The 14,231-nt window shown below is 49.0% G+C and carries 10 protein-coding genes; 3 read left to right on the forward strand and 7 right to left on the reverse strand.

Annotated features, from left to right (window positions below):
- Positions 1-461 precede the first annotated feature (461 nt).
- Both BUB81_RS18085 and topA read right to left on the reverse strand, forming a co-directional pair.
- On the reverse strand, positions 462-1,010 hold the full coding sequence (locus tag BUB81_RS18085) for a DUF2058 domain-containing protein (protein WP_073324744.1): 549 nt from the start codon (positions 1,008-1,010) through the stop codon (positions 462-464).
- A gap of 14 nt (positions 1,011-1,024) precedes the next feature.
- Positions 1,025-3,658 carry a type I DNA topoisomerase gene (topA, locus tag BUB81_RS18090; RefSeq protein ID WP_073324745.1) on the reverse strand — a complete coding sequence of 878 codons (2,634 nt, stop codon included), beginning with the start codon at positions 3,656-3,658 and terminating at the stop codon, positions 1,025-1,027.
- A 351-nt stretch (positions 3,659-4,009) separates the two neighbouring features.
- Here topA and astB point away from each other — a divergent pair, with 351 nt between their 5' ends.
- A complete protein-coding gene (gene astB, locus BUB81_RS18095) occupies positions 4,010-5,350 on the forward strand; it encodes an N-succinylarginine dihydrolase (protein WP_073324746.1) in 1,341 nt (446 codons plus the stop codon).
- Positions 5,351-5,437: 87 nt separating this feature from the next.
- Here astB and BUB81_RS18100 read toward each other — a convergent pair whose 3' ends face one another.
- Entirely contained in the window at positions 5,438-7,657 is a 2,220-nt protein-coding gene (locus BUB81_RS18100) for an Ig-like domain-containing protein (protein WP_084526701.1), read from the reverse strand.
- Positions 7,658-7,768: 111 nt separating this feature from the next.
- Here BUB81_RS18100 and BUB81_RS18105 point away from each other — a divergent pair, with 111 nt between their 5' ends.
- Positions 7,769-9,115, forward strand: a complete 1,347-nt coding sequence (locus BUB81_RS18105; protein ID WP_073324747.1) for a dicarboxylate/amino acid:cation symporter — start codon at positions 7,769-7,771, stop codon at positions 9,113-9,115.
- 23 nt (positions 9,116-9,138) lie between these two features.
- Here the strand turns inward: BUB81_RS18105 and BUB81_RS18110 are convergent, their stop codons facing one another.
- Together BUB81_RS18110 and lolD are read right to left on the reverse strand one after the other, a co-directional pair.
- Positions 9,139-10,371, reverse strand: coding sequence for a lipoprotein-releasing ABC transporter permease subunit (locus BUB81_RS18110; protein WP_073324748.1), 1,233 nt, complete (start codon positions 10,369-10,371; stop codon positions 9,139-9,141).
- Positions 10,368-11,066, reverse strand: a complete 699-nt coding sequence (gene lolD, locus BUB81_RS18115; protein ID WP_245819268.1) for a lipoprotein-releasing ABC transporter ATP-binding protein LolD — start codon at positions 11,064-11,066, stop codon at positions 10,368-10,370. Before lolD ends, BUB81_RS18110 begins: the two co-directional genes overlap by 4 nt.
- A 365-nt stretch (positions 11,067-11,431) precedes the next feature.
- Here lolD and rhaT point away from each other — a divergent pair, with 365 nt between their 5' ends.
- The gene (gene rhaT, locus BUB81_RS18120) at positions 11,432-12,490 is read left to right on the forward strand and encodes an L-rhamnose/proton symporter RhaT (protein ID WP_073324749.1); all 1,059 of its coding nucleotides are present in this window, start codon (positions 11,432-11,434) and stop codon (positions 12,488-12,490) included.
- Between the two features lie 95 nt (positions 12,491-12,585).
- Here the strand turns inward: rhaT and BUB81_RS18125 are convergent, their stop codons facing one another.
- Positions 12,586-12,861 (reverse strand): hypothetical protein, encoded by a 276-nt coding sequence (locus tag BUB81_RS18125; protein ID WP_073324750.1) that lies wholly within the window; start codon positions 12,859-12,861, stop codon positions 12,586-12,588.
- A gap of 192 nt (positions 12,862-13,053) precedes the next feature.
- Positions 13,054-14,199, reverse strand: a complete 1,146-nt coding sequence (locus tag BUB81_RS18130; RefSeq protein ID WP_073324751.1) for an alpha-hydroxy acid oxidase — start codon at positions 14,197-14,199, stop codon at positions 13,054-13,056.
- Between the last annotated feature and the right edge of the window lie 32 nt (positions 14,200-14,231).

Consider the following 14,231-nt stretch of genomic DNA (forward strand, 5'->3'; position numbering starts at 1 on the left):
GCGCAAACACAGCAGTTTATCAACGCATTTAACACACCGAGCAGTGCTTTAGCGGCGGCACCGAATGTGTATCATGCCAAAAGCAAGTTTGTTGGCAAAAAATAAGCTCATGGTGTTTTCTCACTCGCGTGGCTGGGTACCTATACCTACATCTCAAGATATCCTAAGCTGAAGCTGGTATTGGCATGGATGTGTAATGACGAATCAAACGAAAAGCTCAACGATGCTGTTAATAAAGTGCGCAATGTCGCTATCAGTAAGGTTCAGTAACGGTGTACAAATTAAGCTGAATTAGCTGAAAAGAATTTAGTGTGATTACCAAGGGATACTGACGCCGACACCCGAAAATCTGGGTAATTGTCAGATCAGGTCTGAGCTAATGCACCATTCCTTATTCATGTAAAACAAAAAAGCCAGCACATTGTCCGTGCTGGCTTTTGTATTGAAGGTGTAAGAACCAATTACCAGGTTAAATCGTCCGGGATTTCGTAGTCGGCGTACCAGTCATCTTCTTCAGATTTCGCTTTGTTCTCCTCGCGAAGATCGGCGCGGTATACCACCACGTTTTCATCACGTTCGGCGATTTTGTCGGCTACTGGTGTGGGTACCAGTGCGTATTCTTCGTCCAGTCTCACCACTGCCAGTCGTGCATCCAGTACCAGTTTGTGCACTGCCGCGCTGACATACATGCGTTTTACCACATTGTCGTCGGTGAAATTGAGTAGCGTATCGCCATTACCTTTCGGCTGCTGGTTAGTGGTAATGAGCTGACGTATTTGCGCTACCACCGCTTTTTTGTCTGCTTCCGCTTTGCGTTGCTGATTCAGCTCGCGGTCCCGTTCCTTTTTAGCCTCTGCCGCAGCTTGCGCTGCGACTTTGCTGGCGTCTTGCTCAACGGCTGCGCCTTTGTTTTTCAGCTTCTGCTTTTTACGCTTCTCAGAGCGGGCTTGCTTCGCTTTTGATTTGTCCGCCAAGCCTGCTTTGAGTAACTGTTCTTGTAACGATGCCATTTACCTGAACCTGTTTATTTCTTTTTAGTGTCTTTGGGTTGCCATTTGCCGTTTTCGTACCAGGCAGACCATCCTGTCGCTTTGCCTTTGGCATCTTCCGACATAACGTACTGCTGCTTGGTTTTACGGCTGTAGCGAACTATAGACGGGTTACCGGCCGGATCGGCTTTAGGCGCGTCCGCAAGATAGTAAAACTTCGGTGACAAACGGTCGCGGAAGCGTGCCAACTCTTCTACTTTAGGTGCCCGTGTTTCCCGCGATTTCGGGAAATTGTGTGCAGCCAGGAATATACCAGATGCGCCATCGCGTAATACGAAGTGCGCATCGCTCTTCTCGCACGGCAGCTCAGGTAAATCTACCGGATCTTCTTTAGGCGGCGCAGCTTCACCGTTTCTCAGTAACTTACGGGTGTTCTTACACTCTGTGTTGGAACAACCGAAGTACTTACCGAATCGGCCGTTCTTCAGCTCCATATCGCTGCCACACTTGTCGCATTCAATAATGGGGCCGTCGTAGCCTTTGATCTTGAACGTGCCCTGTTCCACGTAGGTGCCGGGACATGCCGGTGAATTACCACACACGTGCAGCTTGCGGGTTTCGTCAACCAGATAGCTGTCCATTGCCGTACCACATTCAGGGCAACGGCGTTTGGCGCGTAAATCTGCGGTTTCCTGCTCGTCGTCGTCATCCACTTTTACCACTTCCTCACCGGAAGTCAGGTTCATGGTGTTGGTACAACGCTCTTTAGGCGGCAGGTTGTAACCCGAGCAGCCCAGGAACACGCCTGTGCTGGCTGTTCTAACGTTCATGGGGCGACTGCACTTGCCGCAATCAATTGCAACCGGTACAGCCTGATTGGGGCGCATTCCGCCTTCTTCAGGATCTTGCTCGGCACGCAGTAACTTCTGGTAGAAATCGGAATAAAACAAATCCAGGACTTTTTTCCAGTCTTTGTGGCCTTCTGCGATTTCGTCCAGTTGTTGTTCCATGTTGGCCGTGAAGTCATAGCCAATCAGGTCATCAAAGTTTTCCATCAGGCGATCGTTTACGATCTCGCCCATTTTCTCGGCGTAAAAACGTTTGTTTTCCAAACGCACGTAGCCGCGATCCTGAATCGTCGAAATGATGCTGGCATAGGTTGAAGGACGGCCAATTCCGCGCTTTTCAAGCTCTTTTACCAACGACGCTTCGTTAAAACGCGCTACCGGTTTAGTGAAGTGCTGTTTCGGATCCAACTGCTGTAAATTCAGCGTGTCGCCCGGCTTCACGTCTGGCAGTAACTTGTCTTCGTCGCCTTTCTTGCTCTTTTGCGGTTGCACTTTGGTCCAACCGTCGAATTTCAGTACCCGGCCTTTGGCAACCAGCTCAAAATCACCGGCTGCAACTTTCACGGTAGTGGCGTCATATTTTGCAGGTGTCATCTGACACGCCACAAATTGTCGCCAAATAAGCTCGTAGAGACGCTGTGCGTCGCGTTCCATGTCTTTTAGACTGGCAGCCTGGGTATTGACGTTTGAAGGCCTGATGGCTTCGTGAGCTTCCTGTGCGCCCTCTTTGCTACCGTATCGGTTAGGCGACGCTGGCAAATAGGCACTGCCAAAGTTGTCGTCAATGAAACCGCGACACGCATCCAGCGCTTCCTGACTCAGGTTTGTTGAGTCGGTACGCATATAGGTAATGTGACCTGCTTCGTACAAGCGCTGGGCCAGCATCATGGTTTTCTTTACACCAAAGCCCAGGCGCGTACTCGCAGCCTGTTGCAATGTAGATGTAATAAACGGTGCAGACGGGCGGCTCTGAGTCGGTTTCGACTCGCGGCTGATCACTTCGTACGGCGCATCTTTTAACAGGGCTACTGCTGCGTCGGTTTGCGCTTTGTTAACCGGCTTGAAGTTTTCTCCGGCCTGCTTCATAACCTGCATGCGCAGCGCATCGCTGGACGCTGTAGTTAAATCGGCGTGTACATCCCAGAACTCTTCGGGTACAAACGCTTTGATTTCGCGTTCACGCTCTACAACCAAACGCACCGCAACAGACTGAACCCGTCCGGCAGACAGGCCGCGGGCAATCTTTTTCCACAACAGTGGCGACACCATAAAGCCTACAACGCGGTCGAGGAAACGTCGTGCTTGCTGGGCGTTAACCCGTGCAGTGTTCACTTCACCCGGATGTTCAAACGCTTCTTTTATTGCGTTTTTGGTGATTTCGTTAAATACCACGCGCTGGTAGGTTTTGTCTTTCTTACCCAACAACTCTTGTAAATGCCAGGCGATGGCCTCTCCTTCGCGGTCCAAATCCGTTGCGAGGTAGATGGTGTCGGCATCTTTGGCGAGCTTCTTAAGCTCATTAACGACTTTTTCTTTGCCTTCCAGCACCTGATAGTGTGCTTTCCAGTTGTGTTGCGGGTCGACGCCCATGCGGTCAACCAGCTTCTGATATTCAAATTTTCTGAGGTATTCGGCCTTCTCTTCGTCCGAATACGTTTTCAGTTCTTTGGCGCTTTTTTTCGGCTCAACTTTGCCTAAAGCTTTAGTTGGTAGATCGCGTACGTGGCCCACGGAAGATTTTACGATAAAATTTTTACCGAGATATTTATTAATTGTTTTCGCTTTGGCCGGTGACTCGACTATGACCAGTGATTTTGTCATAAATAAGAATTAAACCTTTGAAAAATTTAAGTTTTTGATGCTAAGCCAGAAAAATAACAAGGCAGATTCACTCATACAGGCTAACGCTTCTTTTTTTAACATATATCTACAAAGTGAATGGAAAACAAGTTCTTCTTCATACTTATTCGCAATGATGTTTTTTTGCACAGCAATATTAGCTCATATTTTAACCACCACGATTGGCACCGCCACTAATTTACGTATAATGCGCCCGAGTTAGGTATGGTATTGCGGCTTTGATTCGCCGTTACACCGTTTACATTTATAGCGACAGAACCGGAATTTACCAAGTCAGTGATACCCGGTTAATAAAGAATAAGGCAGGAAATCATGCAATATTGTGAAGCGAATTTTGATGGTCTGGTGGGTCCAACGCATAACTACGCCGGGTTGTCCTTCGGCAATGTTGCGTCTTATTCAAATGCCAACGCCGCCAGTAACCCCAAAGAAGCCGCTTTACAAGGCCTTAAGAAGATGAAGGCACTGTCGGAAATGGGCCTGGTGCAGGGCGTGTTAGCCCCTCAGGAACGGCCTGACATTGCCACACTGCGCAGACTGGGATTCAGCGGCTCTGATGCCAGCGTACTTGAGCAAGCCGGCAAGCAGGCGCGTGAAATCTTTTTAGCCTGCTGCTCAGCGTCCAGCATGTGGACAGCGAACGCGGCCACCGTATCGCCAAGTGCCGATACTGCCAACGGTAAAGTGCATTTCACACCGGCTAACCTGACCAACAAGTTTCACCGCTCACTGGAACCACAGGTGACCGGCAATATTCTGAAAGCGACCTTTGCGAACAGCAAGTATTTTGCTCACCACACTCACCTGCCCGACAACGAGCATTTTGGTGACGAAGGCGCAGCCAACCACACGCGTTTGTGCAGTGAGTATGGTCACGCTGGTGTTGAGATTTTTGTGTACGGCCGTCACGCATTCAGAAACGACCGTCCGCAGCCGAAGAAATTCCCGGCTCGTCAAACCTTTGAAGCCAGCCAGGCGGTTGCGCGTTTGCATGGCCTGAGCGATGAAAACGTGGTGTATATCCTGCAAAACCCGGATGTCATTGACCAGGGTGTGTTCCACAACGACGTGATTGCCGTCGGTAATCAAAATGTGCTGTTTTACCATCAGCAGGCGTTTCACAACAGCGCCGGGGCGATTGCCGAAATTCAACAAAAATTCGGCGAACAACCGCTGCATTTTATTGAAGTAAAAGACAGTGAAGTGTCTGTGCAGGATGCGATTAAAACGTATCTGTTTAACACCCAGTTAGTTACCTTGCCCGATGGCAACATGACTATTATTGCGCCGTCTGAGTGTCAGGAAAACCCGGTTGTAGAACAATACCTTGCAGAGCTTGTTACACGTAATACACCGGTTAAAAGTGTTAACTACTTTGATGTTAAACAAAGCATGCGCAACGGCGGTGGCCCGGCTTGCTTGCGGTTACGCGTAGCGCTGACCGATGCAGAATTAGCAGCGGTAAATCCGAACACGCTAATGAATGACGAGTTATTTGGCAAACTGAACTACTGGGTAGAGAAACATTACCGCGATGTACTGACCGAAGACGATTTACGTGACCCGCAGTTACTCACTGAATCTCGTACCGCGTTAGACCAACTGACTCAAATCCTGAAACTGGGTTCGGTGTACCCGTTCCAGCAAGCCTGATTGACCTGATTAGTTCCGTTCTTAGGAACAACAAAAAAGCCGCTCCTGATGTCAGGAGCGGCTTTTTTTGTATGTGGCCGTTAAGGTTTACAGGGTATCAGCGCAGCTGTTGCTGGTTCCCCATGTGCTCGACGGAGGTGGTGAACCTTGTGTACTGCGATCTTCAGCGGATACACCCAGCGTGTACTGCATAGTATCGACTGACTCAGTACCTGACGACTCGCCTCTTGCGCTTAACGTAAGCTGTACCCAACCGCCGTATTGCTTCGGATAATTCAACTCGATCAGCGCCTGCCCGTTTTCATCGGTTGTTGCATCAGCATCAATTGCTGCTGTGTTACCCGGTGTTAGCTGCCCGTCTCCATTTAAGTCTTCACCGACATCCAGACGACCATTACCGTTAGCATCTTCGCTGTAGCATTGAGCAGTGATGACCTGATAGTGGATGGAATCATCTTCATCCCACAACCAATAGCCTTTGAAGTATGCATAACCCACCGTTTCAATAACCGGCGTCGCACTGAACGTTAACGATGTGCCTTCCACCGGGTTTGCATCGGCATCCGTTACAAACACCGAGAACTCTTTACTGTATGACGACTGCTGCGGCGCTTCAATCAGATTGCCGGTACCCAGAGAGATATCAAAAGGACGGTCACCCACTGTCAGGAACGTTGTATTGGTAACGGTCGGCTCATCATTTACATACGCCGTTACTTCTACACTTTGATACGTGCTCACGGCATTTGATTCGTACACCGTTGTAGCGATACCCCGGCGGTCCGTGCGGCTTTGCGCATCAGTAAGGTTGCCGTTTGATACGTCGTTCACTTCAAAATTAACCAGCTTGTTGCGAACACGGTTGCCATCTGCGTCCAACACGACAGCAGAGATTGTGCTGGTTTGCCCATCTGGCCCAATCGAGTCAGGTGTTGCATCTAGTATCAATGTTTCTGCATCGGTCGCAATAAAGGCAATGTCAATTTGGGTCGAGACTTCAACGCCGGCACCATCAGTACCTGTCGCGGAGATGGTCGCCAAACCCGCATTGGTGGACGAAACAGTAAGATTTGCAATACCGTCAGCGCCGGTCGTGGCATCCGCACTCACAATGCTGCCGCGAGAAATTGCAAAGCTAACTGCACCACCCGCAAATGGATTAGCATCGCGCAGCCAGCGGATTTGCAGTGGGAAGTTGGTATTTAACGCAATGTCTTCTTCAACGTTGTTCACATCCGGCGCGTTCAGGAAAACAAACTCGTCCTGTTGTACTTCTATTTCAAAGCTGCTTTGGGTGTTTAACGCGCTGGCAGTTAAAGCATAGGTACCTGACCCTGGAGCGGTAAACTGAATAGAAACACGGCCCTCGTCGCCTGTCACTGGCTCTACATTGTTCACCGTCGTTGCCGTCACGTCTGCACCGGTTGGGTCTGTAACTACAAGTGTAAGGGCTTCGCCAGCAATCCCCACATTGTCGGAGTCTTCAAGGCTAATTGTTACGTTAACTGCATCGCCAATAATGGCAGACGTTGCACCATTAATATCAATTTCAGTACCCACCACATTAATGCTCAACGTTTCGGTTAGCGTAGTTTCACCCGATACCGTGGCAGTCACAGTAATGGTGCGGTTTTCCTTGTCGCCGCCGGTTCTTAACTGAACCCGCGCGGTGCCGTTTTCATCGGTAATCGGCTGGGTTTCAGCAATGGCAGCGTTATTGTCGGCCGAGAACGACACCGAGACATTTTCCAGCAGGATGTTTTGCGCATTTTTAACGACGGCCCACAATTCCACTTCGTCGTTGCCACTTGAAGACAGTTGCGACTGACTGGAGAAAATTTCAAGGGATTCAGGCGTTTCAACCGTTGCGGTAGTGCCTGAAGAGGTAAAACCAACTTGCGCACTGGTGGTGGAATCCAGTGTTGCTGTAACCATGCCGCTGCCCGACAGTTCGCCCACGATCAGCGTTATTGTCGCGACGCCTTCACTGTTGGTTAATGCTGTACCGGTATCGTTGGAAAAGCGCGCCAGGTTTTCAACCGAAAAACTAAACGACACAACCTGATTCGATGCGGGGTTGCCGTCGCCGTCTGTTACAGTTGCCCGCAAGGTCAGTGGCGAATCGCCGGTTAATTCCGTGCTCGTTTCACCGGCACTGTCGGTGAGCGCTACGCTAATACTGTAGGTGGGATCAGGCGTAACGGTACCAGGATCGTCATCCCTCGATACCTCACCACCGCCACCACACGCAACAAGTAACAACAGTGCCCACATGGTGGATAATAAGCGTAGAGATTGCATTTTCATCGTCTTCCTGGACCTCTTTACCGTGATTGGGTCATTTTAAGTATTTAAAACTGCTCTGAATCTGGCACACTAACTAAGTACAATAATAAAATAACATTTCAGGGAATTTACATGTCTCAGTCTTCACACAAGTACAGCTTAACTGCACGCATCTTTATCGGCATGGTAGCCGGAATCATTATTGGTGCCCTGCTTCAATTTATATTTGATGATAGCGGAGATTTACGCTTTTCGATATTCTCGGTGGAAGTTTCCACGTATAGCATTTTGGTCGAAGGTATATTTTCAACCCTCGGGCAAATCTTCATTTCCAGCCTAAAAATGCTGGTGGTACCGCTGGTGTTAGTGTCATTGATTTGCGGAACCAGCTCACTGTCGGATCCATCCAAATTAGGCAGACTAGGCATCAAGTCTATCAGTTTCTACATTCTCACAACCGGGATTGCAGTGTCACTGGCCATCATGGCAGGTTTGCTGGTTGCTCCGGGTGAAGGGTTAAACCTGCAGGCTGAAACGACCTATGCGGCAAAAGAAGCCCCTTCCCTGTCGCAGGTTATTGTTAACATGTTCCCCAGTAATCCAATCAATGCCTTAGCGCAGGGTAATATGCTGCAAATCATTGTGTTTGCTGTATTACTTGGTGTCGCAATGGCCATGACCGGCGATGCAGGCAAGCGCGTTGCGGCATTCTTTGAAGATCTGAACACCGTTATTATGCGTCTGGTTACCATTATTATGAACCTGGCACCGTACGGGGTCTTCGTATTAATGGCTAAACTGTTTGCCAGTATTGAACTCGGTACAATAGTCAGCCTGGTTAAATACTTCATGGTGGTGTTGGTAGTGCTCATTATTCACGGCCTGGTTACCTATTCCGCGTTATTAAAAATGTTCAGTGGTTTGAGCCCGGTTATGTTACTTACCAAAATGCGCGATGCGGCATTATTCGCTTTCAGTACATCAAGCAGCAGTGCCACTCTGCCGGTTACCATGGAAACAGCGCGTAATAAGCTGGGTGTAGGTAAATCCGTATCCTCATTCACGCTGCCTTTGGGTGCCACAATCAACATGGACGGTACCGCTATTATGCAAGGTGTGGCGACGGTGTTTATTGCTCAGGTATATGCAGTAGATTTAACCCTGGGTGATTATGTTATGGTGGTACTGACAGCCACACTGGCTTCTGTCGGTACGGCGGGTGTACCAGGTGTAGGCTTGATCATGCTTGCCATGGTACTGCAGCAAGTTAATCTGCCAGTAGAAGGTATCGCGCTAATTATCGGTGTGGACCGCTTATTAGACATGACGCGTACAGCCGTGAACATTACGGGTGACTGTACGGTAGCCTGTATTATTGCGAAGTCTGAAGGTGAATTAGATCAAGCGGTATTTGACGACCCGAATGCGGGCTCGAAACAGGAAGACGTCGACTTTGAACATTTCGATCGCAACGCGTAACAGCTAACGGCGACCTGCCCGGGTTAATGTAATGCCCGGGCGGGTGCTATCGCAGCGGCTTTATGCGCTGGATACAAGGTAGCAAGAATACTGAGTGTCAGTGCAACAACCACCGTTATTAACACATCTCCCCAATATAACTGCGACGGCAGAAAATCAATAAAGTAGATATCGCCTGACAGGACCTTAATGCCCAACAGTGATTCCAGCGCGCCAATCCAAGCCGATAAATTCGGTGCAGTGATCACTGCCAGTAATGTCCCCCAAAACACACCAATAACACCGTTAAGCATGCCCTGATACATAAAGGCGAATCGCACCTGTCGGTCTGTTGCGCCCATGGTTTTTAATATAGCAATCGACGCCTGCTTTTCTTTCACTGCCATGACCAATGACGACACAATATTGAAACAGGCCACGGCAATAACCAGTGACAGCGCAATATAAACCACTACCCGAACCAATTTAATATCGTCGTACAGGTGCCCCTGAGTGCGGGTCCAGTCGGACATATACACCGCCTGAGGAAAGGTATAGCCAATTTCACGTATGACACTGTAAGCGGTAAAGGGGTCGTGCAATTGAAAGCGTAAGCCCTGTGCACCTGAGGCAATACCAGACGCCTCAGAGGCCGCTTGCAAATGCATAATGCCAATCAGGTTGTCTAATTCACCGCCCAAACTCACTGTTCCGGCTAGTGTCAGGTACAGGTTTTTAGGGGCAGCAAACGTCAAATCTTCGGTGACCGACGGAATAACCACGGTGACCTTGTCACCCACAGCCAAATTGAGCTTTTTAGCTATCGCACTGCCCAACAACACGCCTTGCGGCTGTGCTATTAAGCGTTGCCAGTCAGATGGCGCGATTTCCCGCTGCCAACGATCAGGTACCTGCTCAGTCACTTGAATACCGGTCAGCTCAACCGCTTTCAGATTAGCGCCCTGCTGAATCATGCCGGTAATTTTGGTGTAAGGCTCAACACTGACAACCCGGGGATCCTGACTAAAGGTTGCCTGATAGGTTTGCCAATCCTGAATGCCCGACTGGGTGACTGAAAACAGTTCACCATGGGGAATAATGGCCAGCAGTCTGTCGCGCAATTCGCGCTCAAAGCCGTTCATTACGCTGAGCAAGACGATCAGCACAAAGCATCCCAAGCCTATGCCTAATGTAGAAGACAGCGATACAAACGAGGTGTAACGATTACTAGATTTACTTTTACGAAACCGGCGGGCTAATAATAAACTGATGTTCACGCTACACCCTGCTCTCGCGTCGACAGCTTGCCATTAGTCAGTTCAAGTACCCGGTCCATCGAGTTTGCAAGTTGTATGTCGTGCGTCACTACAATAAAGCTCGTGCCCATTTGCTCACTTAACTCACACAACAGCGCGTAAATTTGCGCACCGGTTTTATTGTCGAGATTACCGGTTGGTTCGTCGGCAAGCACAATACTGGGATTATTCACCAGCGCACGCGCAATAGCGACTCGCTGACGTTCCCCCCCAGACAAAGCCGACGGCAAATGATGAATGCGATGGCTAAGCCCTACTTTTTCTAGTAAAGCAGCAGCGCGTTCTTCTGCTTTGTTTTTGGACTCGCCGTTAATCATTAGCGGCATGGCGACGTTTTCGACGGCGGTAAATTCGGCCAACAAGTGATGAAACTGGTAGATAAAACCGAGCCTTTGATTGCGCAATGCCGCTAACGCGTTGCTGGATAACTCGGCCAGTACCTGCTTGTTTATTTCCACACTCCCGGCAGTAGGATGATCCAAGCCACCCAGAATATGCAACAACGTACTTTTACCTGAGCCGGAGCTGCCCAGAATGGCAATTTTCTCGCCTCGCGCCAGTTCAAATGACACACTTTCGAGTACTGCAATCTGATTGTCACCGTCGTGATAGGTTTTACTTACATCCCGACATACTAATGACATGTCTTTCGCCATGAATCCCTCATTTAATTCCCGGACTGGCCTTTCACTACAGTGAGAAAAGTAAACATTGCTTACTCAAAGACTTACAGCAGCTAAAGCCCAGACTGATGTTATCAACGCATTGTACTGTAAGGCAGGCATGGGGTATAGGCTAATCATCCTGTGTTCCTGCCTGTCTGAAGAATCGGGTAAATAAACCACTTTCCAGGTCGTATTCAAACCAAACCAATCACACTCAAGCACCATCCATGACCAATAACGATTGATATTGCGTGATAATTAACAAAATTCGGTGTATGCTAGCGGCCAAGTTTTACAAAAAATAAACAATTTAGTGATTACATTGGTATTTTTACCGGCTATGAGAGGAGTGCTGCATGGCGACTAACCCGTTATTAGGCGTATTTTTTCACTGGCTAGGAGGACTGTTCTCCGCCAGCTTCTACGTGCCCTACAAGCGTATACAGCGATGGTCATGGGAAATTTTTTGGTTGTGTGGTGGCATTTTTAGCTGGTTGATTTGTCCATGGTTTTTCGCCTGGATTCAGACTGAGGATTTACTTGGGGTATTGTCATCTGTTCCGTCAGATGTGTTACAGCAATGTTACTTGTGGGGTGCCGGATGGGGCTTCGGCGGTTTAACATTTGGACTAGCCGTTCGCTATATGGGTATTTCATCCGGCATGGCCATTGTATTGGGTCTGACTACGGTACTGGGTACCCTGGGCCCACCTATTGCGTCGGGTCACTTTGGTGACGTTATCGCGACCACGAGCGGCCAGTTCGCTGTTGCGGGTACTTTCATGACACTGATTGGCGTGATCATTGTTGCCAAAGCCACCGCGGAAAAAAATCGCAGCCTGAATACCACAGAAGACAGCGAAAGCATCGATATGCGAAAAGGTCTGTTGATTGCCCTGTTCTCCGGCATTATGTCGAGCTGTTTTGCCTTTGGTATTGCGGCAGGCAAGCCCATTAACGAACTTACTGTGGAAGCAGGTACTGCGTCATTATGGCAGGGCTTACCGGTATTATGTGTTGTGTTGGCGGGCGGTTTAACCACTAACGCATTGTGGTGTTTATGGTTGATTAAGAAAAACGGTACCGCAAGAGAGTATCTCGGCCAGGTCGCGGCATCGGCAGAAAAACTGCCTGTAAACAACCTGGTTAAAAACTACCTGCTCGCTTCACTGGGTGGCGCGCTGTGGTACTTCCAGTTCTTCTTTTACACCATGGGCGAAAGTCACATGGGTAAATACGAATTCTCCAGCTGGACCATTCACATGGCCAGTATCATTATCTTCTCTACCCTGTGGGGATTAGCATTAATGGAATGGCGCGGCAGTAACCGTAAGAGTCGCATGCTGTTACTGGCAGGGATCAGCCTGTTAGTGCTGTCTACCATTGTGATTGGTGTGGGTAACTCGTTTCAGTAATTAAGCACCTGTCGGCATGGGCGACAGGTCGTATTTCAGGCTGCTTTTTGCAGCCTTTTTTATGCCTGTCTTTGGTTATTTCCTTGCAAATGCGGTTATTTGTCCATCCTGGCGACATACACATCATACTGTGATGAACCCGCCTCTCTTGAAAACATCACTTTGGCCGTTCTGTTTTTTCCAGTCTGACTTCGCGTTTTATATGTTGAGCCGTCCCTTCTGTTGATCTCGTAACAGTCCTGAATCTCATAAAACTTGATTAACTCACCTTTAGACAAAGCCGATAAATCCCTGAATACTGCGAAACCGACCCTGTCTAACTCATTAACCAAATCCACATATTCGTCACAATACATTGCAATAGTACGCATCTTCATTCCCTGAATGCCGAACTTGTTGAATCGTCGATTCAAACACCACCCAAACAGTATAATTATTGTACACCCTGTACATGAAAGGTTGAAAATGATTTATTGCTCATCGACGACTGACCATGGCGTGACGGACATTGCGCACAAAAAAGCCAGCTTCCGCTGGCTTGTATTCATTGTGAATTTTCGGGGTTACCTGAAACGCACGTGGTCGCGATTAAGCTCGCTAATACTGCTACAGCCCATCAGGCGCATGTCTCGTTCAATTTCAGCCACCAGAAGCTGCATAGCGCGTTCTACGCCCGCCTGACCGGCTGCCGCCAGCGCATACAGATAATAACGCCCTATTCCAACTGCTTTGGCACCTAAAGCCAGCGCTTTGAGTACATGGGTACCACGCTGAATACCGCTGTCGAACATCACGTCGATTTGGTCACCCACGGCATCGACAATTTCGGCCAGATGATCAAACGAGCTGCGCGAGCCGTCTAACTGACGTCCCCCGTGATTAGAAATCACAATACCTGTACAGCCAATGTCTACAGCGCGTTTGGCATCGTCCGCACTCATGATACCTTTGAGGCAAAACTGGCCATCCCAGAACTTCACCATGTCTTCCACGTCTTTCCAGTTCATCGACGGATCCAGCATATTGGTAAAATAGTCGCCGATTGAACTGGCACCGCCACCCATATCAATGTGTGCGTCCAACTGCGGAAGACTGAACTTCTCGTGGGTAATGTAATTAATACCCCATGCAGGTTTGGTCGCAAACTGCCAAAGCCCTTTCAGGTTTAAGCGGAAAGGAATTGAGAACCCGGTACGTAAATCCCGCTCCCGGTTACCGCCGGTAATTGAATCCACGGTGAGCATCATCACTTCAATGTTGGATTCCTTAGCGCGTTCCATCATGGCCCGGTTCAGGCCGCGATCTTTGTGGAAGTAAAACTGGTACACCTGCGGAGTGTTATATTGTTTAGCGATTTCTTCCATGCTCACAGTGCCCAGTGAAGACACGCCAAACATGGTACCGAACTTCTCAGCGGTCGCCGCCACGGCGCGTTCGCCCTGATGGTGGAACAATCGCTGTAATGCGGTAGGTGAAAGATACACCGGCAATTTGAGCTTTTGCCCCATCACTTCCACTGACAGGTCGATGTCTTTTACACCGGTCAATACACGTGGGATTAAATCGCACTCGCGAAACGCTGATGTATTGCGGCGCAACGTGCTCTCGTCGTCGGCCCCGCCATCGATATAGTTAAAAACAGGCCCCGGCAAGCGCTTTTCCGCTAAACGCCGAAAGTCATGAAAATTGTGACACTGACTGAGTCGCATTGTGAACAACCTACGTTAAGTACAGTACAAAA

Source organism: Marisediminitalea aggregata (assembly GCF_900129565.1).
Taxonomy (GTDB): domain Bacteria; phylum Pseudomonadota; class Gammaproteobacteria; order Enterobacterales; family Alteromonadaceae; genus Alteromonas; species Alteromonas aggregata.

Coding starts and splice junctions, on each gene's coding strand:
- topA (WP_073324745.1), bottom strand. CDS start 3,658: ATGACAAAATCACTGGTCATAGTCGAGTCACCGGCCAAAGCGAAAACA.
- astB (WP_073324746.1), top strand. CDS start 4,010: ATGCAATATTGTGAAGCGAATTTTGATGGTCTGGTGGGTCCAACGCAT.
- rhaT (WP_073324749.1), top strand. CDS start 11,432: ATGGCGACTAACCCGTTATTAGGCGTATTTTTTCACTGGCTAGGAGGA.
- lolD (WP_245819268.1), bottom strand. CDS start 11,066: ATGGCGAAAGACATGTCATTAGTATGTCGGGATGTAAGTAAAACCTAT.
- BUB81_RS18100 (WP_084526701.1), bottom strand. CDS start 7,657: ATGAAAATGCAATCTCTACGCTTATTATCCACCATGTGGGCACTGTTG.
- BUB81_RS18105 (WP_073324747.1), top strand. CDS start 7,769: ATGTCTCAGTCTTCACACAAGTACAGCTTAACTGCACGCATCTTTATC.
- BUB81_RS18085 (WP_073324744.1), bottom strand. CDS start 1,010: ATGGCATCGTTACAAGAACAGTTACTCAAAGCAGGCTTGGCGGACAAA.
- BUB81_RS18125 (WP_073324750.1), bottom strand. CDS start 12,861: ATGCGTACTATTGCAATGTATTGTGACGAATATGTGGATTTGGTTAAT.
- BUB81_RS18130 (WP_073324751.1), bottom strand. CDS start 14,199: ATGCGACTCAGTCAGTGTCACAATTTTCATGACTTTCGGCGTTTAGCG.